Raw genomic sequence first — 24,454 nt, forward strand, 5'->3', positions numbered from 1 at the left:
GCGGCGGTTGCGGCTTTATGCGGCAACCCCGCCGAAGCTATTGATGAAAGCGTATAAGGAGTAAATGCGATGTCTCACGATCTCACGGCGCTGCCGTCCATCGGCAAGAGAATGGCGAAAATGCTTGAGGAGATCGGCATTGAAACGCCGAGCGATCTTATCGGCCAAAACCCTCTCGACCTGTATGAACGCTCCTGTCAGCGGGCAGGCATGCGAGTCGACCCCTGCGTGCTGTATACCTATCGCTGCGCGGTTTATGCCGCCGAGACGGGGGAGCGAGAAGGGGAGTTGACGAAGTGGTGGAATTGGAAGGATAGGGCGCATGGGAATGAGAAGTGAGGTTGGCGGGGCTTGAGGTCAAGGGGACCATTTTGGTGGCTTCAACGAAATGGTCCGAATAGGCTAATCCACGGATTTCGCAAGCCTGTATCGCCTTTGATAGGACTCTTAAGAAGTTTCTCCAATCTTTATAGTCTAACAGCGGCGCCAGATCTCTGGCCGACCAATATTCAAAGCCGTCTGTCTTAGTTGTTTATGTATAAGCGTTCAGGAATGCACGATAAATAATATTTACGGTTTGTATCACCACATTCTTTTAGTTCTGCGAGATGCCTTCAGATAAATTCCCTCGTCGCCCTTGTGGTGTTAATTCAGGAGCAGGCCTTTCATAAATCATTAGTTATCCGTTTCCTCAAGGCGGTGAAATCCGACTTCGCTTCGTTGATTGACAGCGCAGGATTAACCCTTCGATACTCGCGGATGAAGGCGATTTGGTCGTTTTCGAAGACGGCCTGTGAAAGCGCTTTTGTTGTTATTTTGGGGTGTGGAAGTTGAAGATAAATGACGTCGGGTTTCCATGCTCCCCAATCGAGCCCGCGGTTAAAATCCCCCCATTTCTCGGCATCTTGATCGCATTGAAATCCGGAAATAGGATTTACTGAAAGAAATCGGCATGTCGAACATTTTCGTGGAACGGTCACCTTCGATTGAATAAAGGCATCTTCATAAACCACCGGGTTGCTTGGCCCGTTGATGCCGCAAGGCCCATGGTCCAGATGTAGATAATCCCCCACCGTTTCCATATGGCGAGTACATCCACCTTCGAATAGATTGGAGCAACTTACGCATTTTGCAGGGACTGCGCCACGCATACCCAAATGCTCAAATGGAGCAGGAGGCTCAATCGGTCCATTGATATCACATTCAGGGAAGTATTTTTTGTACATTATCGATAGTAGACAGGTTGGGGAAATGGAGCCTGGTTAGGTATTACATCATAGTGAAAATAGGTGATGAATTATAGTTTGTAAGGTTGAGTTAACATGCTTTGCCGTTTTGACGGCTGGTGACAAAAGCCATCCCAACCGCGGCAAGCAGCAGTATGCCGCTTAAGCCAAACGCGCTTTGCCACCCCAGGCGGTCGAATGCCCAACCTCCAGCGGTTGAACCCAGCGCGATCGACAGCTGAATGACGGCGACCATCAGGCCGCCACCCGCCTCGGCATCATTGGGCAGGGTCCGCGCTATCCACGTCCACCAGCCGGTTGGCGCAGCCGTCGCCAGCATCCCCCATAAGCTTAACAGTACGGCAACGGGCCAGACGTGGTGCCCGACCAGAAGCAGCGTTGCGGCAATCGCCGCCATCAGCAACGGGAGGGTGATTAAGGTCTGATAAAACTGGGCGTTGAGGAGAGTCGAAACGCTCAGGGTGCCGATAAAACCCGCGACGCCGATAGCGAGCAGAATCAGGGACAGGCCTGAGGCGCTGATGTGGGTTACCGTTTCCAGAAACGGCCGCACGTAGGTAAATAAGGCAAACTGGCCCATAAAGAAAAGTCCGCAGGCCAGCAGGCCGATGGCGACGATGGGACGGCTGAACAGACGAAGCACGGCACCGCGCGGCCGACTCGCTTTGGCGCTTTCCATCGCCGGCAGGCTGACGCACTGCCAGATGAATGCGGCTATCGCCAGCGGCACGAGGCAGAAAAAAGCGCCGCGCCAGCCGACGGTAGCTCCCAGATAGCTACCAAGCGGCGCCGCTACGACGGTCGCCAGCGCGTTACCGCCGTTGAAAATCGCCAGCGCGCGGGGAACCTGGTGCGCGGGGACCAGCCTGATGGCGGTGGCCGCCGACATCGACCAGAATCCACCGATAACGATGCCAATCAGGGCTCTTCCCGTCATATAAACTGCATAGCTGTGGGCCAGGGCAACAATCATTCCCGACACCGCCATCAGAACCGTCAGCCCCAGCAGAAGGTGTTTACGATTCAGACTTCCGGCAAGGTTAGAGATAGTCAGGCTGGTCAGCACTGCCAGGGCGCCGGAAATCGCAATGCCTTGGCCTGCCAGCCCCTCGGTGATGTTTAGCTCTCCGGCGATCGGCGTCAGCAGGCTGACCGGCAGAAATTCGGAAGCGATGAGGACAAAAACGCACAGCGTCATGGCAAAGACGCCGCCCCAGTGGGCGTGCGGTGTATCATGACTAAGTGTAGACATTATCTCTATTTTCCCGGCCAGGTTCAGACGCGGCTGCTATTTATGGAATAGCGACAAAAACGTGGGTAAGAAAGAAGTGCGGGCAATGAAAAGCCGCCCGCGAAGATCGGGCGGCTTCCGGCCGTTATCTCAGGTTGGTTTTGAAAAACTGTTCAAATCTGGCAAACGGGATTTTACCGGCCGCATTGTCATAGAGATCGACATGGTTCGCGCCGGGGACAATCACCAGCTCTTTCTCTTTGCTGCCGATAGCCTTAAAGGCGTCTTCGGCAAAATAGCGTGAGTGGGCATTTTCACCGGTTACGATCAGCGTCGGGATGGCGACTTCATTGGCATAGCTCAGCAGCGGCATATTCATAAACGACAGCGGCATGGTCGCGTTCCACGCGTCGGTTGAGTTGACGGAGCGGGCGTGGAAACCGCGCGGCATGCGGTAATAATCAAAGAACTCTTTCAATACCGGGTTCGGGTTGGCAGGCAGGGTTTCCGGCAGGATACGATCGCCCGCGCTGGCGTTGCCTTTCTTATCGACATAAATGTCATGTCCGCCCGGTGCGAAGGTACCGCTTTCCGCATCTTTCCAGCGCTGCGCATTCAGATATTGCAGTACGGCGCGGCGATCGGCGGTGGTATAACGGTCTTTACCGTCGCCAACGCCATGGCCCATCGCGCGGCTCATATCGTACATGACGCTGGTGGCCACTGCTTTGACGCGAGTATCCATCGCGGCGTTGTTCAGCGCCATGCCGCCCCAGCCGCAGATGCCGATCAGGCCGATTCGGTTGCGATCCACTTCGTTTTGCAATCCTAAGAAATCCACCGCCGCGCTGAAATCCTCAGTGTTGATATCTGGAGAGGCAACGTTACGCGGATGGCCACCGCTTTCCCCCGTGTACGAAGGATCTAAGGCGAGGGTGACAAAGCCCCGCTCTGCCAGGGTCTGGGCATACAGCCCGCTGGACTGCTCTTTTACCGCGCCGAAGGGGCCGCTTACTGCAATCGCCGCCAGCTTGCGCTCGCCGCGATCTTTAGGGATGTAGAGATCGCCGATCAGGGTGATCCCGTAGCGGTTCTGGAAGGTCACCTTGCGGTGATCGACTTTCGCGCTTTTCGCAAAGGTTTTGTCCCAGGTTTCGATCTGCGAAACGGGCGCGTTCGGATTGGTTGTATCGGCATAGCTCATGGTTGTAACTCCACTTAATGATGCGCATAGCAGCATGGCTGGCATGACGGCCGTCAGTTTTCTGGTGAACGTTTTCATCAATATTTCCCTTAAAACAGGTTCCTGATACAGGTTTCATACGGACAACGCTGCTGTGCTTTGTTGTATGCGCTGATTATAGTTAGCAGTCAGAGTGCTGATTAGAGGAGTAAAAGTGCTAAGATTAATATCATATTGTTATAAATCTCGAAGCGGCAGCGGGGGGAAATGGTGGCGAAACGAGAAAACTATAACGACCTGTACCTGTTTATGCTGGTGGTGCGGGAAGGGAGCTTTACCGCCGCCGCGCAGCGGCTTGGGCTGGCGCAATCCGGCGTCAGCCGCGCCGTACGCGAACTTGAAGAAAGGCTCGGTGTGCAGCTTCTGGTGCGCACGACCCGTAAACTTTCGCTCACCCAGGCCGGCGAGCAGCTCTATCGAACGGTAGAAGCGGGCTTTGATGCATTAGATTCGGGGCTTTCCACTCTGGCGTATTATCGCAACACGCCTTCCGGCACCGTCCGCATTAACGCCAGCCAGCACGCGATTGATAAAGTCCTTCTGCCGAAGCTGGCGGTGTTCAAGCAACGCTATCCTGATATCCGGCTGGAACTTATTAGCGAAAGTCGGTTTGTCGATATTATTGCAGAGCGGTTTGATGCCGGGGTGCGTCTTGGGCCGGAGGTCGGCGGCGGCATGGTCGCAGTGCGCATTTCGCCCGATATGGAGATGGCGGTTGTCGGCACGCCCGAGCATTTTCGCCGCTACGGTTTCCCGCAAACGCCAGCGGATCTGGTCGTCCATCCCTGTATCGCTTACCAGTTTGGCGACGGTAGCCTTTACGCCTGGGAGCTTAATGAGCAGGGTAAAAAAATTATCCACCGGCCTCAGGGGCAGTGGGCTTTTGCCGACAGCTATATGGAAGCGAAAGCCGCCCGCCTGGGACTGGGCCTGGCCTATGTCCCGCAGGAGCTGGTCGCCGACGACCTGGAGCGGGGCGCGCTTATCAGAGTCCTGCAGCGTTACAGCCAGCGGCTGGAAGGCGCTTTTCTCTATTATCCTCATCGCAACGTGTCGCCCGCGCTGCGGGCAGTGATAGATACGTTGAGGATTTGAGGGAAAATGATGAAGTATCAGGAAGCATTGCAGAAATTATTGTTAGATGACCCGATAAGGATGAAGGCGCTTTACGCCGTTCGGGCATTGAAACTCAGTGATGGATGGATCGGCGCTGGTTTTGTGCGCGATGCGGTATGGAATCGCTTACACGGATATGGGCAAAGAGCCGTCTCTGGAGATGTGGACGTTGTCTGGTTCGATTCAGAACGCCGTAATCCCGCTCACGATAGCGACTTGGAAGAGCGGCTTAGCCAACGGCCTTCTACGTTCAACTGGTCGGTGAAGAATCAAGCCAGAATGCATCAGCGTAACGGCGATAGCCCTTATCTCTCAACAGAAAATGCGCTGCGGTATTGGCCTGAGACGGCTACGGCTGTCGCAGTCAGAGTAGGTGATTCGAACCTTATTGAAATTATTGCGCCCTATGGGCTCGACGATCTGTTTGAGCTACGCCTACGGCCAACCCCACCATTTGAACGTGAAAAGTTGACGGTTTTTAAGCAGCGCGTTGCCGCAAAACGGTGGATGGAACGTTATCCCATGTTGCAGTTTATTGTTTCTACATAATCAGAATCAGCCAGTTTGGAGCTATCATTTTTCACGGGCTGGCCTGCCATCACCACATTATTCTATTTCTGTGAGACACCTTCAGATAAATCCCCTTGCCGCCTGAGGCGGTTCAAAGTATCTTTTCTCGGCGCCTGCAAAATCAGGCGCCGGGTTTAGCATCCTGACTAATCTTATCGGCGACATACGACGCGTCAGCGTCTTTTTTTATGTCGTGTGTTCGGCTACATCTCTATGGTGGGCTGGGCGGGGGCACCGAAAGGTGCGCCGGTATCCGATAAGGCCGGTAATGCTAACTCTGTCCAGTCCACCACCCGTGAAGTTAGCATTTCCAGTGGTGGTCATTAAATTACTTATCGGAGGCTGCCCACCATGGCTACAACCCCAACCCAAACTCGCTCGTCATCCACATCTCCCGCGAAAACCCAGCGCCGCTACACCGTCGGCTATGAGCCCAATCATGGCGACACCAGCACGCCCGCCCTGCACCTGAGCGGGAAGTGGCTTAGAGAGGCCGGGTTCGAGACCGGCGTTGGCGTCACCGTAAAGATTGCCGGAGACTGCATTGTGCTGATTCCTGACAATGATGAGGTGCATGAACTACGTAAGCAGATTAAGCAGGTAAAGCAGGCCTTTAAGGGGTTGAAGGAGGGGATACCGGGCTTATTGGGGAGCGAAAAGTAGGATGTTTATCGTGCCGATCGCGCTATAAGCGCATCGGCACGTTCTTATTGAATTAAAGCAAAGCGCTATTTGAATCTGAATATTGAGTGATAGCTTATTTATATTGATTTTATTGGGTTTTTATCAATCTATCTTTGGGGTAAGTACACGCTTAAGTACACGGAATGCGAGGGTGCTTAACGAGTTGGGCTGAAATTGTCTACTAGCTCCCGTAAATGTTGCGCTAGCTGGCTAACAGTTTTCTCGCCCGTAGCAGCTTCTACCGTTAAGTTCTCCAGCGTATTGTCGTTATCTCGGATCTTGATACCGTTGCGGTAGAGAAAGGTCATCGTAACAAAAAACGCTGTACGTTTATTACCGTCATTAAAGATATGACCACGAGCTATAGCTACCCAGTAAGTGGCGGCCAGCTCAAATACATCCGTAACACCTTCATAATGTGAACGGTTTTGTACCCGATAGATAAGTGCTTCGGCTCTGCCGGGGTCAGACATACCAGCGACACCGGGAAGCCGTTGTAATATACGGTCATGGAAAGCGATAACTTCCTGCGCACTAACCCAGATCATCGATTTGTCAGCGCCTCTACGGTATGACCATGACGTTGCATAATCACATCAAACTCTGCATCCAACTTAGCATTCTGATATGACTCAAATTCGGCTTTGCTGATAACTACCGCTGAGCTGCCGTCTCTGCGAGTGATTTCAACCGGTTCGCCGTGCGTTGCAGCATCCAGCACTTCTGCAATATTGGCGCGAGCTTGGGTTGAGGTATATGTACGCATGATGTGTCTCCTAAGGTGTACATTTAAATTGTACTTTTAATATTGTTTTTATTCAAATTTAATAATTTTTGATTATTAATCAGTATATTAAATTTTTTATTTACATTTCATTGTTAAGGTTACTTTCTTGATTCAGCTTGACAAATAATAAAAAATGCAGGATTATTGGCAGATATTTCACCGAACCCCTTTAAGGGCTACATAACTCTACGCATGAGGACAGCTGTTATAATGAAGCAACCTTGGGAATTAAACCCTGCTCTAACATTAGAGCGACTTAAACAACTGGCGTCTCTGATTCGAAATGTCAGGGATGATGTAATTGATTTACATAATGAAGATCTTGGCGATTCTGCTCGTTCCACGGGATTGAGGGCTTATGAGTGTTGCCGGACGAGGATAATTCGTGCTGCCACTCAACACGAAGAATGGCCTTGGCTGGGCATAGTAAAAGACGATGGTAAGTTCACTTTTTCTATTGATTCAGTACCTGTTCGTTTATATCGTGGAGGGCCTAATCGTCCGGAGGAGCGTAGGCTGATACCTTGTGTGGAAGCACTGAGTCAGATGAGCTTATTACCTGTAGAAGTAGGTAATGCTGCTTCTGTACTTTGGTTTTTTGCAGTTGAAGTTGATGATTTCCGTTATGTAGAGCGTGTAACATTTACTGGCTTTTTAGAAGGAGTGCAGGTTTCATGCTGGGAAATTCCTCTGGATGAGAGAGTTCCTGCTTTCAGCTCAATTGATGCTGAATTACCTGAGCCAGTCAAAACTCAGAAAGCACCAGTCTCTGTTAAAAGGAAAGACAAAAAGGCGGAGAATGATGATTCGAATAATGGTTAGTAAGTTATGGCTATAGCATTTTATGGCGAGCGGCTTCGGCTCGCTCGTTTGTTAAAAGGGTATACTCTACAAGAGCTCGGCGATGCAGTTTCTGTGACCCGACAAAGCATACATCAATACGAAAGTGATGTTAGAGCACCTGCAAATGATGTTCGGAATGCCTTGGCTGAATTTCTACAGGTGTCTCCTGAGTTTTTTGGTTTACCTCTCTCTGGTGATGTTAAACCTGAGCAATGCCATTTTCGTAAGAGACTGACAACTCCTGCGGGAGTGAAAGAACGGGTTCAAGCATACAGTACCATTCTTGAACAGCTCGTCGCTGAGCTGCATGAGCACTTAGATATGCCCGAAAATGGTTTTAATTTGATAGATAACAGTAAAATTGTAGAACTAACACCTCCATTGATTGAGAAGATTGCTGAGGGTGCTCGTGTTCGTTGGGGATTAACACCTGATGCCCCCATAGATAATATGGTTAATGTTGTCGAAAATCAGGGAGCCATCGTTACCTGTTTTGATGGTGTTTCTGAAAAAGTAGATGCTTTATCAGTTAATAGAAAATTTCCAATAATAATTCGTAATACAGCGAAAGAAAGTGCATGTCGAATGCGTTTTGACTTGGCTCATGAATGTGGCCACTTAATCATGCACGATGGTATTGAAACCGGATGTAAACAGACAGAGAGAGAAGCGGATGCTTTTGCGAGTGCTTTTCTGTTTCCTCGTAAATCATTTGCAAGAGAGTTTCCTGTTTGCCTGGGTGCTGGTGGTACAATTGACTGGAAGAAGGTTTATAACTTAAAAGTTCGCTGGAAAGTAAGCGCTAGAGCAATTATTTATAGGGCGCATTTTTTAGGCTTCATTAATGCTCAGCAATATAGAAGTGCTAATGTTTGGTTTAGTCAAACGAGACAAACTAAAAAAGAGAAACTTGACGACCAAATTCCTTTAGAAGAACCTCATGTGCTTGAGGAGAGCTTAATAATTTTGAAAGAACAACTGGGTATATCTTTTGAAATGTTAGCCGAGAAATTTAAAGTGAAACCTGAGTTATTATCAGATATATCAGGTATCAAATATGCTCCAGATATTAATGATGGCTATGATGATATTGTTGTTCCTTTTAAGTTTTAACATGATTTATAGTTGGTTTATGTATTAATTAAACTTTAAATATAATGGGGCAGTAAAAGGAAAATTGTAATGGTAATTCGTGGCTATGGTAAATGTAATACTTGTAATACAGGTTACATGTTGAGAGCTGGGGTTGGAGTAGAGAAGTATCAATTACACCATTTTGACTGCCGTAGTTGCGAACTGCCTATTGTTATTGCCGTTCGGGCAAAGCCTCCAGAAGCTCATTTTGAAGCTGAGGATAATATATCATTATGCGGAATTATTGAGGATGATTATATAGTTATAAATTTACATCCAAATTTTGCTTTTACTTTGAAGAGTTTGCATGATGAGAAGGCGTTTCCGTCTATAGAATATAATGAGAGAATTATCCCACATTTGAGATTGATACCAAATTCAAAGCTTCAAGATACAGCAACTCAATTTGATATACCAAATACAAAAGAATTGTGGGGATTAGTAAAGAACATTTTAACATTGGAGTCAAAAAAAGAGCAGAGGAAAATTTTACAAAAAACAATTAAAAATTACGAAAAACAAAGAAATAAATATGTTAATAACACTATAATATTAACGCCTCATGATGCTCTTTTTAATTTTCTAGACAGCCTTTTTTACCCAAGAATTAATCAACTTTTAGAACCAGCGTTAAAGCTAGTGACTGATATTAAAAAATCATTCCCAGATGAATTCTCCCGATTTGTGGTTTTTTTTAAGAATGATATAAAAAATGAACAATATATACGTTATGTTTCTATTTTTTCTGATTTCTTTAAAATTCACAGTCAACTTGGGCAATTAATGGTTCATGCACGTATAAACGAAAGTGATGTTGATGATAAAATAGTTGGTTCTAAATCTTTTGATGATGTAAAACTATATTATGGTCAAGCATATGAGACAATTACCAGTTCCTTTGTGACGTTAGCTGCATTGAACAATATAAAGAATTCACGAAAGTTTGATGAGTTTAAATCAATGTCTCTTAATAAATATATTAAGGATGTTGAGAAAGCTAAGAGAGCTAAACCCTTCGAAAATACCCCGGAGTTTTTTGTATTCTCTGATGATTTAGATAGTTCGCTTCGAAATGGTTCACATCATGCTGCTATCTGGAAAGATGGTGAGAAAGTATTCTATCGTAGCGGTGGTGCAGGGCAGGAAAGGAATATCACATACGCGAATTATTTGCATATGTGTAATAAGCTAACTATTTCACTTGCGGCGCTTTGGCTATTGGATCGATACATTGAAAATGAGTAATGGTAGGGTAGCATATACTTCCCTACCATTAGTTTATTTTTCGTTATTTTACCTCCAACCTAATAAACTCATGGTCAGGTTGAATAATCTCATCAATCGCAGCAAATCCATCATGGTCTAACATGCAAATTTTCTTGGGATTTAACCGTATAACCTCTCGTATGTAAGCTTGTTCAACGCCCGTAACCATGTGTGTTAGTAACCCTTTATTTTGTGCGAATTTACTGTAAGTTATGCTTCCACTGTTGTTTTTTCGCTTTCGCTCATACTTTTCTTGCTTCAAATTCAGCACCAATCCAATATCATTGGGGTATAGATGATACTGGCGTGGTGATGCACACTTTTGACGGTGCTGTCGTTTAATGTGGCGAACCAGCCTACCTAACGCCATACGTAGAGGTTTTGCTTTCTGTTTCCACCAAGCAAGCAACTCCTTGGCTTTCGCTTCATCGTTTCCGAGCCAATGATAGACATCTTCCCCTATACCGTTTTGTATACCAATGGTTACCTTTCCAATCCTATAGATTGTCGCAAGAACAAGCTTTTTGCACTGTTTACGTTCAAGCCCTGATTTTTCCATGATGGTTTGATACAGAACACTATCAACTCGATAGGTTATGTCATAGCGCTTAAAGAGCGTATTTAGACAAGCCAGACAGCATCCTGCGATATCGTAGTTCAACAACCCATTGCGAAAGCTAGCTTTCAAGTCGCCAGGTAAGTTTTGATACGCCTTATCGTAATATCTGCCGCCAAATGTCAGCTTATAGGTATGATCGTAGGTAACATAATCACCCTCAACTTTGGCGTTATACAGATGGTTAAGACTGCGGATCCCCATCTTGTAGTAAGATATCGGAAGCTGTTCTTTCAGTTGTTCGATAAAGCTCAGATGCATCCTGCCCCTTGGGACACCTTTTAACCACTGCTTTTCCCGCTTTTTTAGCTCATATTGGCTTTTAGGGATGAGATCAAAGTTATGCTGTGGAGCTTTTCCTATTTTCCTTAGTTGTTTCCATACGTCGAAGGTTTCACCAGTATCCACATCTACCAGCAAAAGGTGCCCTATATCGCTGCTTGGCCGTTTGAGATCAAATTGCCAGCGATCAGATTTACGTTTATTACCGTCTTTAGCTGCTTTTCCTGCATGAAACTCCAGTTCAGGTATCAGCTTAGGAAATATTTCTAAAGGAAGTACGTGCATTCTTCTTCCTTTAACTAATATATGCCAATGTCTGTCTAACGCATTAAAATCGGTACGAATAGTGCGTTTTGTAACTATTGTCCAACCATCTTCATCGCTTTCCAGCCAAATATGAACAAGGAAGCGTCTTAAACATTGCCTGCGATTAACCCTCATTTGACCATCATCTACAACCATGTTGCAGATTTCCTGAATCCGATCATAGACCCATTTCGGGATTTTCCTGTTATTCATACGTATTTCCTGCGTTATTTCACAGAGCAGCCTCGTCCCCGCATGGTCTGGGTTTGCGCTTGGAGGCGCACCCACCAGCGGCACCGGCTGCTCTTTAAAACGATTTCATCTTCATTGAGTTATCCCCTAATTCATTAAATTAATAAGTGTTTTAATGGGATGGGAGGATAGAATGGTTAAATGGGCGGAGGCCTTGCTCCCCCCATTATGTGTAGTAAATCCTCTATATTGCTGAGCAATGACCTTGTCTGATACAGGAAACCCTTTAGCAGAGCGCTTGTCAGCGGTGCTAGCACGGTTTTTACTACCTCACCACATTCAATGGGTTAGTGTGTTTTTTCCATTTTTAATAATGGAAAATGTCATAGACGCTAGATACAGGCCTACTATTTACGACTGCTAATCCACGTATTGATCTCCGACTCAAGCCAGCCAACGGCACGGCCTCCCTCTCCCGTTAACTTTCTTGACAACGGGAATCTCCCCTTAGCAATGAGACGGTAGAGTGTTGCTTTTGAGATTCCAGTAAGATGGAGGACTTCTTTGTTACGTAAAATACGATCGTTGTTCATACCTTTGCTCCTTTGAGCTGCTTCTAGAGCAACGGCATTTAAAACAATTGATTTTTAGTCATTTTCTGCATTGAATGACTGTCATTCAGAAATATTGGATAGCAATGACAGTCATTGAATGTCTTACTCTGTGATGACGGTCATAGGAAGCTAGCTATGACCGTCATACACTAGAATCCTTAATCAGGTGATGACCGTCATAGGTAACCTAATCATAAAATGACTGTTATAGGAGTAAGCATGAAGAAAGATAAAGATGGTTCAGAACAGCACACCGTGAAAAAAAATAGTCGTGACTCCCTTGTAGAAAAATTTGGGCCCGTAGCAAACTTAAATTTGCATCTTGACAGCAGGGAGAGGTTAGTCGAGATAGCTCAGTGGCTTGACCGTTTTCACTATGAAGAACTAAAACAAACTAAAGGACATGTATTCCACAAAACAATTAGTAACCTGATAAATATGGTTTATATCGATAATATTTATGAACCCAAAACTAAAGCGGCTAAAACGCTTAAAAAACTTTATGAGAGATATTTTGAGTTAAATAAAGATCCCAGCATAACTTTAATAAAATTAAAAAACACCTTATCCAAAGAATATGCAAAACCTAAAGATATTAGAAAAGGGAAAACCGCTGTTAATGGAAAAGGCTGGTCGAATGATGATCTTGAGCAACTTCAAGATTATCGTTGGATCATCCAAACCATGGAAAATCTAGATGGTATTTCGCGGGAGGAAACTCAAAGTGGGGTCAAGAAGAAATGAGTAAGAAAAATATCACCGACGTATATTAACAAAAAATCAACGTCACAACAGACCCCGCTCAGCCATCGATATAGAGCTACCACCTGCAACAATAAAGTGGTCCAGCACCCTGACCCCCACCAACTCAAGGGCATATTTCAGCTTTAACGTAATATGCTTGTCAGCCTTGCTTGGCTCAGGATCGCCGCTTGGGTGATTATGCACAAAAATGATTGCAGCGGCATTCAACGATAACGCTTGCTTGACGACTTCTCTGGGGTAGATAGCAGTTTCGTTAATCGTCCCTCGAAACAGCTCCTCAAACGCTAACACTTGGTTCTGGTTATTAAGAAACATGCCGCAAAATACCTCATACTCATAGGATGCCAGCTTTAATTTAAAATATTCACGGGTTTGATTGGGTGAGGTTAACTTGGTACGCCGTTTGAATTGTCTGGCTAGCACCGTATTGGCTATATCTAAAATATCTTGTTCAGTAACGGGCTGGTTAATTATGTAATAGCCCTTTTCTTTCGTTGATTGAAATAACATGGCTAGCCTCATCTAAAACGGTCGTTCAATAAAATAGATGGAAGTGGAGAATAGCGTGTGGCGTGTTTTTTGAGGAATTAGTGAGAAGGAGTTGTGTTGCGCTTTTATATTACCGCTACTATCGAAGAAGTAGAAATATTTATTGTCCGCACCAATAATAATTGACCAGTGCTCTTGCGTTCCAATTAATACTACTCGTTGGTAGCAATTATCCGGGCAGTTAATAAAAGCGGAGATATCATTAATAATCTTTTTAGTGCGAAGGTGTGTTTGCTTCTGATAGGGCTTGGTGATAATAACAGGATGGTGTTTGTAGTAATATCCCTGCTGAAGGACTGACTGGATAAGATAATCCATCTCATCATCATCCATTCCGCCCATTAACAGGTCGTAAATATCATAGTGATATTTATACTCCCGTAACAATGCATTAATTAGCGGTTTCCTTTTCACCCGACCATCGTATAAATAAGTCAGTACGTTAACCAAACTATATATACCACATAAACAGTCTAAGTGGCCTTGTTGGGACGCACGTAACCCTCTATTAATTCCCAATAGATAATCCCTTTGTTTGATTTTGAATATACTTTTGATTGATGGAAATAAATAAAATACATTATTGCCACTTTTGGCATTATATCAAAACCAATACTCAAATACAAATAATTCTTATTATCAATTGGTTAGCTTATTGAGAAGCACAATAAAAGCTTTTTGCTGTTCAGGGGTAAGTTTTTCCCATAAGAGATCTAACTGTGCCTTTAACTCTTCGTCTTTTAGACTCTGGTGTACCCCTTCAGACTCCAGCTCGCTATCTTCACCTTGGCTAAGAAAAAACCAGCTAATCGGCGTTTCCAGATAGGCGGCAATGTCAATCAGGTGAGTCACGTTAATCTTATTGGCTCCCCGTTCATAACGTGAGAGCTGCTGCTGAGAAACCCCAATTTTATAAGATAGTTGATCTGCCGTTAGCTTCTTTTCCTTTCGTCGCTGCTGAATGCGCTTCCCGATAAGCTTATCAGCCTCTGTTACCGCGAGTTTTGACATGGTGCCACCTACCTTAGCATTGTGCTTTACCTGGTAAGTGAAATTTTCGGCTACGTTTACACTTGTATAAACATCATTATTAGTGTAACAATAATAAAAATACTCGCTTACGGACATTTCATTCAAAAGGATGGCTTTAAAAGGAGGGAGCGCCTTTGGCTAAGTGTAAATATTGCGGTTCAACGGCAAATGCTGGTCAACCCTGTAGGAAAAGCCCAACGGCTTGTCATGTCGTTGATAACGGGAAACGAAAGTGCATCTACTGTGGTGCCGTAGCGTCAATAGGCCAACCCTGTAAGAAAAGCCCGACAAAATACCATGTCAACGGTAGTTAATACTCTGCTTTTCTGTACGATTAAACGGATTTAATACAATATGGCGACCACGATAAAAGCCGTTGTTGAAAGCTTTGAATACCTGTTCAGTTCCCTCTACCGGCAGGAGTTTGTTAAAACACTGCGCCTGAATGAGTGTAACGAACGGGAACTCTTACCACTGGTAAGGTGCTACCTCTTAGGCTGGTTTGGTGACAACCTGACACCAGAGGTACAGGCACAACTCCCCGGCGCACTCACGGGCAACGGTTACATTGATTTTGTCATTGATGATGTTGCCGTAGAGTTTGCCGTCAGGCGGCCTGATGCCCCTAAAGCGACGCTCTCCGCGTATGTAAACTCGACTGAAATGAAAAAGCTGATGAAGTATGACGGTAAGGCCTTACTGGTGCTGTTTGACTTCTCGGCTACGCCATTTACAGAACAACAGATTGAAGCTTTTCGGGACTGGCCTTCATTGGGGCAGGGAAACCATAAAAAATCCGCTTTCAACGTTGCTTACTTTTACGTAGAGAAACGACGACCGCTGACGCCGGGGAAAATTATCAAGAACATTCGGATAAATTAATTATTTTTATAACAAAGGAAGGACACTATGAGTCTGTTAACCGGTGTAATCATTGGTACTCTTGCTGTGTGTACATGGCAGGTAATTCAGCTTACTCGCCGGGTTGAGAAGCTAGAGGATGCGCAAAACAAGCCCTCAACATCACCGGAAAACAAAACACAGCCACCTCCATCATCAAATGATAATTCATCGGGGTAAGTAAGTTAAATTTCAGACATCGTAATTCACTGAATAAAGTCATTGCCAATAGTGGGGGTAAATATATGTCTGAAAACAACAGTCGAGTAACCAAAGAACTTGGAAATAAAACTGCCAAAATAGATCCGTTATATTGCATGGCGATTAACTTTATTTTAAATCAAGGGTTAAAGTCAGTTAGTGCCAAAGGGATACAACGCTATTTCAATATAGATTATGCCCATGCGATGCGTCTGTATAGGCAAGTTAAACTCAATAACACCCCCATTAAATAAGGAGTTAATATGTCAATTTTCAATAAACTAAAAGAGCATCAAAAAAACAGCGAAGAACAAGCTAACATTGGTTTCCAGACCCTACTTCAGGGAAAGTGGGGATTAGCAAAAACATTCTGGATTTATTGGTTTTTGCTCTCGATTTTTATCGGAGCTCTCTATTTTTTTGTAGAAAAATCATTCCATATTATCCTATTAGATATAGCTTCTATTTATATTGGCATTACCGCTTTTAAAGGTGTAAGAAATACGTTAACAGCAAAAAATAAAGGTTGGTGGGTAACAGCACTCATTATTATTGGATTATTGACCTTTTTAGATATGCTAGGGTTATTGTGGAATTTATTCCAGGATCAGATCATAGCTTACATAGGGTAGAGAAGCACCATGAATAAAATAACCACTTACGCACTATTAGCCTTAACAACGCTAAGCCTCCCCGTACATGGTGCGGTTAAAAAGGGTGATGCTTTGGTGTATAGGAAATCTGATGGCGAAATCGCTATATCTCAAGTACAAGGTCATCCCGATCAGGCTAAATTTGAGATCGTTACCAACGTCGATATGCATGCCTGTAACATTGAAGGCATCGCAGATGCCGTATCTGATAGTAAGGCATTTACCCAGCTCCAATGGCAAGATGCTAATCAGTGCAAAATAACACTTGAGTGGGGCAATAAAAAGGTACAGGTGACGGCTGCGGATGGGTGTAATAGTTATTGTGGGTTGAATGCTGCTAACTCTATATCCGGCGAGTACAGATAACGCCATAGCATTACCATCAACGGCCAAATATAATATTCATTTTTTAGCTGGATAGGCTATGTAGACAGCATAGCCCTTTAGCTTTATTTATTCTTTCGGAATCATTCTTAAAACATCATCACGAGATTCGCTTAAAAGACTCCCAAAAAACATACTTTGCGATGCTGCATATTTTAAAGCTGGCCCTGTGGAATTGTTTTGTTTTAACAGTCGCCGCCTTGCGATATAAGTAGGCTTTATTCTTCTATCAATATCATCCCACCACTCACGCCCATATTTTTTAGTTATTTTTTCTCTTATTTTTTTTAAATAGTCGCTTCTATCGGTTCCGTTGTAAGATGCTAGCAAGCTAGACCAAATCATTCTTTTGTGGATGGGCAATGGATTGTATTCTCTTTCGATTAACTCCTCTCGTACATCTGGATGAATAAGTAGGCTACCGTCAGATATTTTACGTTTTATCCATAGTCGTTCAGCAGATTCGTAGATATGCTTTTTATCTTCTTTTTGTAGCTCCGATGAAGGTATATACCAATGCCAGTCTTCAAGATTATCAATAAGAGATAATTGTTTTATTATGTCTTGGTATTTTTCAGTATTACCCTCACTATGCATATTTACGATCCTTATTGTTACTGAATTTACGGTTTACATGATAGCTTGTTACTTTAATTTCTTCATCGGCACCACATTATAATCCTCACCCTGTTCCAAGGCTACTAACAACGCAGTCCATTGTTCCAGAGCTGTCTTACGCTCTTTGAAGTACTCATAACGGTTATAGATACCTTCAACGCCTTTGATTCGGTGATTCAAACAGCGCTCAGCGACGACAGGATCAACGCCTAAGGCGGCCAAATGCGAGCGACCAGTGCGGCGGAAGTCATGGATGGTGAAATTTGGTATATCAGGGAGGTTACTGCGTACTTTTGCCAGCGCTACGGGTAGGGTGCTTTCCTGAATGTGAGGGATCATTTTGTGCTGCATTTTACGTGCAGGCAAGACCCACTGGCTGTTGAGAGACATTTGGCGCAGTTCTAAAAGCCATTCAACGGTTACTGCTGGTAAAGGGATATCAATAGCATCGCCATTCTTTACCCGCTCAGCAGGTAAATGCCAAATGGCATTCTCTAAATCAAACTCATCCCACCGGGCACCGCACAACTCCATCTTTCTACAGCAGAGAGCAAGTAATAGCTTCATTGTTAGTTCATTTTGACGGGAAAATCCTTTGGTAATCTGCATTGCCTGAAAGAACTTAGCCAGTTCTTCTTGGGTTAGCCATCGTTCACGAGGCTTTTCTTTACCACCAGCATCTGAAGTATCAAAAGCAGTTGTTGGATTAGTCTCTAGAATATGCCGTTTAATGCCGTAGTCAAAGATGCGCCGTGTCCAGCGAAGAACATCATTGGCAACTGTACGAGCACCACGAGCGTTGATTTTCTGGATCATTGCATCAATGTCTCGGGGACGGACGTCTTCAGCTTTAAGATGCCCAATATTAGGGGCAATATCTTTCTCAATACGGCGGCGTAGGATATCCGGATGCTTCCAACGACCTAGTATCTGGCGCTCAAAGTATTCTTGTGCTAGCTCTGATACCTTTAATGCATTCTTTTCTTCTTCTATTTTCTTTATGGCTTGGGCTTTGCGTTCTTGCTTTTCACCAGCTACATCGTGACCTAATGCCACCTGTGCTGAAAGTGATTTAGCTGTTTCACGCGCTTTGGCAAGTGAAAGCTCAGCATAAGTGCCAATCACCATTGCTCGCTGCTTACCCACAAACCGATAGCGAAAGCGCCAAAATGGGATGGCATAGTTTTTAGGAAAACATAGGTACAGTCCATTTCCATCAGAGCGGCCTTCAAAACGCTCTCCTGACTTTATCCAAGCCTTGATCTGTATATCGGTTAATTTAGGCATGTCTCACTCCAATATTACCTTTGTGTGTACATAATCTTCATGTACATATACACCATTATGTACACAAATATGTACACGGTAAATACGCGCTTCAGTGGTATTATATGAGACTTTGTGGAATTAAAAAAGCCAGTATTTACACTGGCTTATAGATTTTTGTGGGGCATTGTGAGACTTGGTGAGTTTAAGTGAAACCCTACTCGATGTTTTGAATCTGCTCCCGCATTTGCTCAATCAACACCTTCAGCTCAATCGCCGACGCCGTGATATCCGCATTGATAGACTTCGACGCCAGCGTATTCGACTCGCGGTTGAATTCCTGCATCATAAAGTCCAGCCGGCGGCCGACGGCCTCTTTCTTTTTCAGAATGGCGTAGGTTTCTTTGACGTGAGCTTCCAGCCTGTCCAGCTCTTCGGCGACGTCGACGCGCTGGGCGAGCATAATCAGCTCCTGCTCCAGTCGGTTGCTGTCCAGTTGGACCGCCGCTTCTTCCAACTTGCTCATCAGGCGCTCGCGCTGCCAGACCAGCACTTCCGGCATGCGCTCGCGCACCTTACCGACTTCGACCATCACGCCTTCAAGCCGCTGCTCAATCAGCGCCTTCAGCGCGCTGCCTTCGCGTTCGCGGCTGTCGATAAAGTCGGTCAGGGCGGTCTCTAACGATGCCATCAGTTCGGTGGCGATGGCGTCCAGATCCTGACTTTTCGCCGACATGACTCCCGGCCAGCGCAGAATGTCCAGCGGGTTGATTTCCCCTTCGTCGCTCTGCATCTTGACCCAGTTGGCGGCCTGCACTAGCTGCTGGGCGAGCTCTTTGTTGAGCATCAGCTCGGTCTGGTAGGCCGGGTCGAGGTCAAAGCGCAGGTTGCATTCGATTTTTCCGCGGGTCAGGCGCGCTCTCAGGCGCTCGCGGATCATCGGCTCGAGGCTTCGGAACTGCTCCGGCAGGCGGATATAGGTTTCCAGATAGCGTTGGTTGACGGAGCGAAGCTCCCAGGAGGCTGAGCCCCATTCGCCTTGGGTTTCGTGGCGGGCGTAGGCGGTCATGCTGCGGATCATAGTCGAGTACCCGATTGAAGAAAATAAGCTCGAGTATATCACCATTTACGGCGGGCGTTGCGATTTGCCGCGCGCGCTTTACCCATTCGCCCGTAGGCATGAGGCCTGAAAATCAGTATAATGCGCGGTCAATAACATCAGCGAACGCCAAAGCCCTTGCCAAAGGCGCACGTAAACGGCCAGCTGAACCCGTCTGACCTAACCTCCGGAGAGAATTTCATGCGTCCAGAAGGCCGAAGTGCACAGCAGGTGCGCCCAATAACCCTGACTCGTCACTATACGAAGCATGCGGAAGGCTCCGTGCTGGTAGAGTTTGGCGACACCAAAGTGCTGTGTACCGCCACCGTGGAAGAGGGCGTGCCGCGCTTTCTGAAAGGCCAGGGGCAGGGATGGGTGACGGCGGAGTACGGCATGCTGCCGCGCTCGACCCACACCCGCAACCCGCGCGAAGCGGCCAAGGGCAAGCAGGGTGGCCGCACGCTGGAGATCCAGCGCCTGATCGCCCGCTCCCTGCGCGCTGCGATAGATTTGAAGCTCCTCGGTGAATACACCGTGACGCTGGACTGCGACGTGCTTCAGGCCGACGGCGGCACGCGCACTGCTTCCATCACCGGCGCCTGCGTGGCGCTGGCCGACGCCCTCAACGCCATGGTGGCCAATAAGCGTCTGGCCAAGAATCCGATGAAGGGCCTGGTGGCTGCGGTCTCCGTTGGTATCGTTAACGGCGAAGCGGTGTGCGACCTCGAGTACGTTGAGGATTCCGCAGCAGAAACCGACATGAACGTCGTAATGACCGAAGACGGCCGTATGATCGAAGTGCAGGGCACGGCTGAAGGCGAGCCCTTCAGCCACGAAGAGCTGTTGACCCTGCTGGAGCTCGCCCGAGGCGGCATAGACACCATCATGGCAGCGCAGAAGGCAGCGCTCGAACGGCAGTGATTTTGAAAAAGGCGACGTAGTCGCCTTTTTTATGACTAATGAATGTAAGACAGAATGAAGCGTGAGGATGCATCGGCTATGAAACACTATCAGCGCCAGTTTATTGAGTTTGCGCTAAACAAGCAGGTTTTAAGGTTCGGCGAGTTTCACCTGAAGTCCGGGCGGGTCAGCCCTTACTTTTTTAACGCCGGGCTGTTTAACACCGGTCGCGACTTGGCGCTGCTGGGCCGCTTTTACGCCTCGGCGCTGGTGGATTCCGGCATCGAGTTCGACGTGCTGTTTGGCCCCGCCTATAAGGGCATCCCTATCGCCACCACTACGGCTGTCGCGCTGTCCGAGCATCACGATATCGATACTCCCTACTGCTTTAACCGCAAAGAGGCGAAAGACCACGGCGAGGGCGGCAATCTGGTGGGTAGCCCGCTGGTTGGCCGCGTGATGCTGGTTGACGACGTGATCACCGCCGGAACGGCTATCCGTGAGTCCATGACGACGATCCGCGCGCAGAATGCAACGCTGAGCGGCGTTCTGATCTGTTTGGACCGCCAGGAGCGCGGAACCGGGGAGCTGTCGGCGATTCAGGAAGTGCAGCGCGACTACCAGTGTGAAGTGATCACCATTATCACCCTGGACGATCTGGTCGAATACTTGGGCGAAAAACCGGAAATGGCGAAGGAACTGGCGGCGATCAACGCCTATCGTGCGGAGTATGGCGTTTAGCTCAGGCGTTATAAAGAGACGTTAAAAAAGCCGATGCTCGAAGCATCGGCTAATCAACGCCAGCGAGCCGTCAGGCTCTCCGCTGGCGCCGTTAGGAATCCATCCCCGTGACTCTTGCCCGCTCGGCCTGCTTTAGGTAGCTGTTGTAGCGCTTTTGGAACCACGCCTTTTGTTCCTCGTTCATATTGCCAATCACTGCCTGAACGTTTACCGGTCTCCCCTGTGCATACATTTGGGCCAGACAGCGTGCCAGAAAGTCGAAATTTTTTACCGACTGTAAGTTTTGTGTCTCCATAGCATACCCCCTTGTCACTTCGTGATTGATGACGGTCATATGCTTTTTCTAACTTTAGTATTCGCCTAAAATCGGCTAATTTATGAACAATACGTGCCTAAGATGCCTTATTTTTCGCCATTTTTTTAACTATGTCTGAAAAAACAAACGCCCTCGTTTAGAGAGGGCGCTCTTCTATGCTATTTCAGCGCGTTGCTACAGCAGAATATCGCACAGCGCCGGGTCTTTCCTGTCCAGATAGTGGATAGACTGGATGCGGCGGATGGTGCGGGACTTGCCGCGCACCATCAGGGTTTCCGTCGTCGCCATGTTGCCGGTACGCTGGATGCCGCCCAGCAGATCGCCCTTGGTGATGCCGGTAGCGGAGAAGATGATGTTGTCGTTGCGGGCCATGTCGCCGAGCTTCAGCACGTCGCCGGGAGTTAGCCCCATCTTGCGGCAGCGCGCCAGCTCTTCTTCGCCGATGCGGCGGTTTTCTTCCGTGTCGCCCTTCACCTGATGGCGAGCCAGCAGGCGGGCCTGCATGTCGCCGTCCAGCGCGCGGATCACCGCGGCGGAAATCACGCCCTCCGGCGCGCCGCCGATGCCGTACATCACGTCAACTTCGCTGTCCGGCATGCAGGTAAGAATTGAGGCCGCTACGTCGCCGTCAGGAATGGCGAATACCCGCACGCCCAGCTGCTGCATTTCGGCAATGATTGCGTCATGGCGCGGCTTGGCCAGCGTGATGACCGTAAGCTTTTCCAGCGGCTTGTTGAGCTTGATGGCGATGCGCTTAAGGTTTTCCGTCAGCGGCAGGTCCAAGTCGATGGTGTCCTTGGCGCCGGGGCCGACGACCAGCTTTTCCATATACATGTCCGGCGCGTGCAAAAATGCGCCCTTTTCGGCGACGGCCAGCACCGCCAGCGCGTTGGCCTGACCCATGGCGGTCATGCGGGTGCCTTCGATGGGGTCAACCGCGATGTCTACCGCATCGCCCTGACCGGTACCTACTTTTTCACCAATATAAAGCATCGGCGCTTCGTCAATTTCGCCCTCGCCGATGACGATTTCACCGTCGATGTTGACCTGATTCAGGACGATGCGCATCGCTTCAACGGCGGCGCCGTCGGCCTTGTTTTTGTCACCGCGCCCAAGATAGCGGTAGCCGGCCAGTGCGGCGGCTTCCGTTACGCGGGAAAATTCGATTGCCAGTTCACGTTTCATGTCAGGGGTCCGTTACGTTTTGGTTTTAAAAAGGGGGGAAGAAAAATTGGGCGAATTTTATCACAGTCCCGCAGGGATATTGGAGAATTCTCCATAACCGGCGGGAGAATTTTCCATAAAAAAGCGGGCCCGCGAAGGGGCCCGAAAACAGAGATGAAATAGTCTCTAGATTTTAAGTAATTACTCGTGCTCTTCCCAATCGCGGGCGCGAGCGACGGCCTTCTGCCAGCCCTTGTAGCGATAGTTGCGCTCGGTGGTTTCGATACCCGGCTTAAAGGTGCGCTCGATTTCCGCCTTGCTTTTCACTTCGTCCAGGTCGTTCCAGAAGCCGACGGCTAATCCGGCCAGGTAGGCGGCGCCTAGCGCGGTCACTTCGCGAACGGCGGGGCGCTCAACCGAGGTGCCGAGAATGTCGGACTGGAACTGCATCAGGAAGTTGTTGGACACCGCGCCGCCGTCGACCCTCAGGGCCTGAAGGCGAGCGCCGGAGTCGGCCTGCATGGCGTCCAGCACGTCGCGGGTTTGATAGGCTATTGATTCCAGCGTGGCGCGGATGATGTGGTTAGAGTTTACGCCGCGCGTAAGGCCCAGGATGGCGCCGCGGGCGTACGGGTCCCAGTACGGCGCGCCCAGGCCGGTAAAGGCGGGAACGACGTAAACGCCGTTGCTGTCTTTGACCTTGGTGGCGAAGTACTCGGAGTCCATCGCGTCGCTGAACAGCTTAAGCTCGTCGCGCAGCCACTGGATGGAGGCGCCGCCGATGAACACTGCGCCTTCCAGCGCATAGTTCACTTCGCCGCGCGGGCCGCAGGCGATGGTGGTCAGCAGGCCGTGATCGGACTTCACGACGTCCTTGCCGGTGTTCATCAGCAGGAAGCAGCCGGTGCCGTAGGTGTTTTTCGCCATGCCCGGCTGGACGCACAGGTGGCCGAACAGCGCGGCCTGCTGGTCGCCCGCCATCCCGGAGATAGGAATACGCGTTCCGCCCTTGCCGCCGATGTTGGTTTTGCCGTAAACCTCAGACGACGGACGAACGTCCGGCAGCATGGCGCGCGGGATGTCCAGCACTTCCAGCATCTTGTCGTCCCAGTCCAGCGTTTTGATGTTAAACAGCATGGTGCGGGAAGCGTTGGTGTAGTCGGTGACGTGGGCGCGGCCCTGCGTCATGTTCCACACAAGCCAGGTGTCTACGGTGCCAAACAGCAGTTCGCCGCGCTTGGCGCGCTCGCGGGCGCCTTCGACGTTGTCCAGGATCCACTTCACCTTGGTGCCGGAGAAGTAGGGGTCAACGACCAGGCCGGTGTTTTCGCGGATGTAGTCGGTCATGCCGTCTTTTTTGAGCTGCTCGCAGATGCTGGCGGTGCGGCGGCACTGCCAGACGATAGCGTTGTAAATCGGCTTGCCGGTTTCTTTGTCCCAAACGATGGTGGTTTCACGCTGGTTGGTGATGCCGATGGCGGCCACCATGTCGGAGCTGATGCCGGTTTGAGCCAGAACCTCAACCAGAACGGAACTCTGCGTCGCCCAAATCTCCATCGGGTCGTGCTCGACCCAGCCCGCGTGCGGATAGTGCTGGGTAAACTCCTTTTGAGCCACGCCGATCACGTTGGCGTCGTGATCTAGAATGACCGCGCGTGAACTGGTAGTGCCCTGATCGAGCGCGACAATGTATTTTGGTTCAGTCGTCATTTGGAATACTCCGTTTATTGACGTT

Annotated in this window: 31 protein-coding genes and 1 pseudogene; 15 read left to right on the forward strand and 17 right to left on the reverse strand. The window is 48.0% G+C overall.

Translation table 11 applies throughout. The features are described from left to right. Window positions 1–69 precede the first annotated feature (69 nt). A complete protein-coding gene (locus V8L73_RS00855; protein WP_347253904.1) occupies window positions 70–339 on the forward strand; it encodes a helix-hairpin-helix domain-containing protein in 270 nt (89 codons plus the stop codon). 13 nt (window positions 340–352) lie between these two features. On the opposite strand, the pseudogene dinD reads toward V8L73_RS00855, so the two are convergent. From dinD to V8L73_RS00875, 4 genes and pseudogenes are all read right to left on the reverse strand, one after another. Beyond that, a pseudogene (dinD, locus tag V8L73_RS00860) lies at window positions 353–523 on the reverse strand (DNA damage-inducible protein D); the annotation flags it as partial. A gap of 142 nt (window positions 524–665) precedes the next feature. Beyond that, window positions 666–1,082: a hypothetical protein gene (locus V8L73_RS00865; protein ID WP_347253905.1), complete on the reverse strand. Its 417-nt coding sequence runs from the start codon at window positions 1,080–1,082 to the stop codon at window positions 666–668. Between the two features lie 235 nt (window positions 1,083–1,317). Next, window positions 1,318–2,445, reverse strand: coding sequence for an MFS transporter (locus V8L73_RS00870; protein ID WP_347254841.1), 1,128 nt, complete (start codon window positions 2,443–2,445; stop codon window positions 1,318–1,320). Window positions 2,446–2,623: 178 nt separating this feature from the next. Further along, complete coding sequence (locus tag V8L73_RS00875) at window positions 2,624–3,760, reverse strand: alpha/beta hydrolase (protein ID WP_347253906.1); 1,137 nt, start codon at window positions 3,758–3,760, stop codon at window positions 2,624–2,626. A 171-nt stretch (window positions 3,761–3,931) separates the two neighbouring features. On the opposite strand from V8L73_RS00875, the gene V8L73_RS00880 reads away from it, so the two are divergent. The 4 genes from V8L73_RS00880 to V8L73_RS00895 all read left to right on the forward strand — a co-directional run bounded on the left by V8L73_RS00880 (window position 3,932) and on the right by V8L73_RS00895 (window position 6,070). Continuing rightward, window positions 3,932–4,816, forward strand: coding sequence for a LysR family transcriptional regulator (locus V8L73_RS00880; protein ID WP_347253907.1), 885 nt, complete (start codon window positions 3,932–3,934; stop codon window positions 4,814–4,816). A gap of 9 nt (window positions 4,817–4,825) precedes the next feature. Next, the gene (locus V8L73_RS00885) at window positions 4,826–5,386 is read left to right on the forward strand and encodes a nucleotidyltransferase family protein (protein ID WP_347254842.1); all 561 of its coding nucleotides are present in this window, start codon (window positions 4,826–4,828) and stop codon (window positions 5,384–5,386) included. Window positions 5,387–5,620: 234 nt separating this feature from the next. Next, on the forward strand, window positions 5,621–5,734 hold the full coding sequence (locus tag V8L73_RS00890; protein WP_347253908.1) for an ash family protein: 114 nt from the start codon (window positions 5,621–5,623) through the stop codon (window positions 5,732–5,734). A 24-nt stretch (window positions 5,735–5,758) separates the two neighbouring features. Beyond that, window positions 5,759–6,070, forward strand: coding sequence for a SymE family type I addiction module toxin (locus V8L73_RS00895; RefSeq protein WP_347253909.1), 312 nt, complete (start codon window positions 5,759–5,761; stop codon window positions 6,068–6,070). A gap of 176 nt (window positions 6,071–6,246) precedes the next feature. Here the strand turns inward: V8L73_RS00895 and V8L73_RS00900 are convergent, their stop codons facing one another. Together V8L73_RS00900 and V8L73_RS00905 are read right to left on the reverse strand one after the other, a co-directional pair. Next, a complete protein-coding gene (locus V8L73_RS00900; protein WP_347253910.1) occupies window positions 6,247–6,639 on the reverse strand; it encodes a type II toxin-antitoxin system death-on-curing family toxin in 393 nt (130 codons plus the stop codon). Then, window positions 6,636–6,857 (reverse strand): type II toxin-antitoxin system Phd/YefM family antitoxin, encoded by a 222-nt coding sequence (locus V8L73_RS00905; protein ID WP_347253911.1) that lies wholly within the window; start codon window positions 6,855–6,857, stop codon window positions 6,636–6,638. Before V8L73_RS00905 ends, V8L73_RS00900 begins: the two co-directional genes overlap by 4 nt. 231 nt (window positions 6,858–7,088) lie before the next feature. Here V8L73_RS00905 and V8L73_RS00910 point away from each other — a divergent pair, with 231 nt between their 5' ends. The 3 genes from V8L73_RS00910 to V8L73_RS00920 all read left to right on the forward strand — a co-directional run bounded on the left by V8L73_RS00910 (window position 7,089) and on the right by V8L73_RS00920 (window position 10,100). Further along, a complete protein-coding gene (locus V8L73_RS00910) occupies window positions 7,089–7,700 on the forward strand; it encodes a hypothetical protein (RefSeq protein ID WP_347253912.1) in 612 nt (203 codons plus the stop codon). 6 nt (window positions 7,701–7,706) lie between these two features. After that, window positions 7,707–8,834: an XRE family transcriptional regulator gene (locus tag V8L73_RS00915; protein WP_347253913.1), complete on the forward strand. Its 1,128-nt coding sequence runs from the start codon at window positions 7,707–7,709 to the stop codon at window positions 8,832–8,834. A 69-nt stretch (window positions 8,835–8,903) separates the two neighbouring features. Continuing rightward, entirely contained in the window at window positions 8,904–10,100 is a 1,197-nt protein-coding gene (locus V8L73_RS00920) for a hypothetical protein (protein ID WP_347253914.1), read from the forward strand. 43 nt (window positions 10,101–10,143) lie between these two features. Here V8L73_RS00920 and V8L73_RS00925 read toward each other — a convergent pair whose 3' ends face one another. Beyond that, a complete protein-coding gene (locus V8L73_RS00925; RefSeq protein WP_347253915.1) occupies window positions 10,144–11,538 on the reverse strand; it encodes a hypothetical protein in 1,395 nt (464 codons plus the stop codon). Between the two features lie 386 nt (window positions 11,539–11,924). Continuing rightward, window positions 11,925–12,110 (reverse strand): AlpA family transcriptional regulator, encoded by a 186-nt coding sequence (locus tag V8L73_RS00930; RefSeq protein ID WP_347253916.1) that lies wholly within the window; start codon window positions 12,108–12,110, stop codon window positions 11,925–11,927. A gap of 240 nt (window positions 12,111–12,350) precedes the next feature. On the opposite strand from V8L73_RS00930, the gene V8L73_RS00935 reads away from it, so the two are divergent. Beyond that, a complete protein-coding gene (locus tag V8L73_RS00935; protein ID WP_347253917.1) occupies window positions 12,351–12,875 on the forward strand; it encodes a hypothetical protein in 525 nt (174 codons plus the stop codon). Window positions 12,876–12,917: 42 nt separating this feature from the next. On the opposite strand, the gene radC is transcribed toward V8L73_RS00935, so the two are convergent. The 3 genes from radC to V8L73_RS00950 all read right to left on the reverse strand — a co-directional run bounded on the left by radC (window position 12,918) and on the right by V8L73_RS00950 (window position 14,456). Further along, window positions 12,918–13,406, reverse strand: a complete 489-nt coding sequence (gene radC, locus V8L73_RS00940) for a RadC family protein (protein ID WP_347253918.1) — start codon at window positions 13,404–13,406, stop codon at window positions 12,918–12,920. A gap of 12 nt (window positions 13,407–13,418) precedes the next feature. Then, complete coding sequence (locus V8L73_RS00945; RefSeq protein ID WP_347253919.1) at window positions 13,419–13,895, reverse strand: hypothetical protein; 477 nt, start codon at window positions 13,893–13,895, stop codon at window positions 13,419–13,421. Window positions 13,896–14,084: 189 nt separating this feature from the next. Continuing rightward, the gene (locus V8L73_RS00950; RefSeq protein ID WP_347253920.1) at window positions 14,085–14,456 is read right to left on the reverse strand and encodes a helix-turn-helix transcriptional regulator; all 372 of its coding nucleotides are present in this window, start codon (window positions 14,454–14,456) and stop codon (window positions 14,085–14,087) included. Between the two features lie 375 nt (window positions 14,457–14,831). On the opposite strand from V8L73_RS00950, the gene V8L73_RS00955 reads away from it, so the two are divergent. The 4 genes from V8L73_RS00955 to V8L73_RS00970 all read left to right on the forward strand — a co-directional run bounded on the left by V8L73_RS00955 (window position 14,832) and on the right by V8L73_RS00970 (window position 16,597). Further along, a complete protein-coding gene (locus V8L73_RS00955; RefSeq protein ID WP_017375167.1) occupies window positions 14,832–15,359 on the forward strand; it encodes a hypothetical protein in 528 nt (175 codons plus the stop codon). Between the two features lie 263 nt (window positions 15,360–15,622). Beyond that, the gene (locus tag V8L73_RS00960; RefSeq protein ID WP_347253921.1) at window positions 15,623–15,832 is read left to right on the forward strand and encodes a hypothetical protein; all 210 of its coding nucleotides are present in this window, start codon (window positions 15,623–15,625) and stop codon (window positions 15,830–15,832) included. 9 nt (window positions 15,833–15,841) lie between these two features. Further along, window positions 15,842–16,210 carry a hypothetical protein gene (locus V8L73_RS00965; RefSeq protein WP_347253922.1) on the forward strand — a complete coding sequence of 123 codons (369 nt, stop codon included), beginning with the start codon at window positions 15,842–15,844 and terminating at the stop codon, window positions 16,208–16,210. A gap of 9 nt (window positions 16,211–16,219) precedes the next feature. Beyond that, complete coding sequence (locus V8L73_RS00970; RefSeq protein ID WP_347253923.1) at window positions 16,220–16,597, forward strand: hypothetical protein; 378 nt, start codon at window positions 16,220–16,222, stop codon at window positions 16,595–16,597. Between the two features lie 87 nt (window positions 16,598–16,684). Here the strand turns inward: V8L73_RS00970 and V8L73_RS00975 are convergent, their stop codons facing one another. The 3 genes from V8L73_RS00975 to V8L73_RS00985 form a co-directional block, all read right to left on the reverse strand. Beyond that, entirely contained in the window at window positions 16,685–17,212 is a 528-nt protein-coding gene (locus V8L73_RS00975) for a hypothetical protein (RefSeq protein ID WP_347253924.1), read from the reverse strand. A gap of 48 nt (window positions 17,213–17,260) precedes the next feature. After that, the gene (locus tag V8L73_RS00980; RefSeq protein ID WP_347253925.1) at window positions 17,261–18,520 is read right to left on the reverse strand and encodes a tyrosine-type recombinase/integrase; all 1,260 of its coding nucleotides are present in this window, start codon (window positions 18,518–18,520) and stop codon (window positions 17,261–17,263) included. A gap of 196 nt (window positions 18,521–18,716) precedes the next feature. Next, entirely contained in the window at window positions 18,717–19,580 is an 864-nt protein-coding gene (locus V8L73_RS00985) for a YicC/YloC family endoribonuclease (protein ID WP_027273668.1), read from the reverse strand. Window positions 19,581–19,799: 219 nt separating this feature from the next. Between V8L73_RS00985 and rph the strand changes: the two genes are divergently transcribed. Both rph and pyrE read left to right on the forward strand, forming a co-directional pair. Then, on the forward strand, window positions 19,800–20,519 hold the full coding sequence (gene rph / locus V8L73_RS00990) for a ribonuclease PH (RefSeq protein WP_261831806.1): 720 nt from the start codon (window positions 19,800–19,802) through the stop codon (window positions 20,517–20,519). A 78-nt stretch (window positions 20,520–20,597) separates the two neighbouring features. After that, a complete protein-coding gene (gene pyrE / locus V8L73_RS00995; protein WP_347253926.1) occupies window positions 20,598–21,239 on the forward strand; it encodes an orotate phosphoribosyltransferase in 642 nt (213 codons plus the stop codon). 91 nt (window positions 21,240–21,330) lie between these two features. Here pyrE and V8L73_RS01000 read toward each other — a convergent pair whose 3' ends face one another. From V8L73_RS01000 to glpK, 3 genes are all read right to left on the reverse strand, one after another. Then, window positions 21,331–21,534 carry a glycogen synthase gene (locus tag V8L73_RS01000; protein WP_027273665.1) on the reverse strand — a complete coding sequence of 68 codons (204 nt, stop codon included), beginning with the start codon at window positions 21,532–21,534 and terminating at the stop codon, window positions 21,331–21,333. 195 nt (window positions 21,535–21,729) lie between these two features. Then, window positions 21,730–22,740 (reverse strand): class II fructose-bisphosphatase, encoded by a 1,011-nt coding sequence (gene glpX, locus V8L73_RS01005; protein WP_347253927.1) that lies wholly within the window; start codon window positions 22,738–22,740, stop codon window positions 21,730–21,732. A 180-nt stretch (window positions 22,741–22,920) separates the two neighbouring features. Next, window positions 22,921–24,429: a glycerol kinase GlpK gene (gene glpK, locus V8L73_RS01010; RefSeq protein WP_347253928.1), complete on the reverse strand. Its 1,509-nt coding sequence runs from the start codon at window positions 24,427–24,429 to the stop codon at window positions 22,921–22,923. Window positions 24,430–24,454: the final 25 nt, after the last annotated feature.

The sequence above is a fragment of the Leminorella grimontii genome, assembly GCF_039789245.1.
Lineage (GTDB): Bacteria > Pseudomonadota > Gammaproteobacteria > Enterobacterales > Enterobacteriaceae > Leminorella > Leminorella grimontii.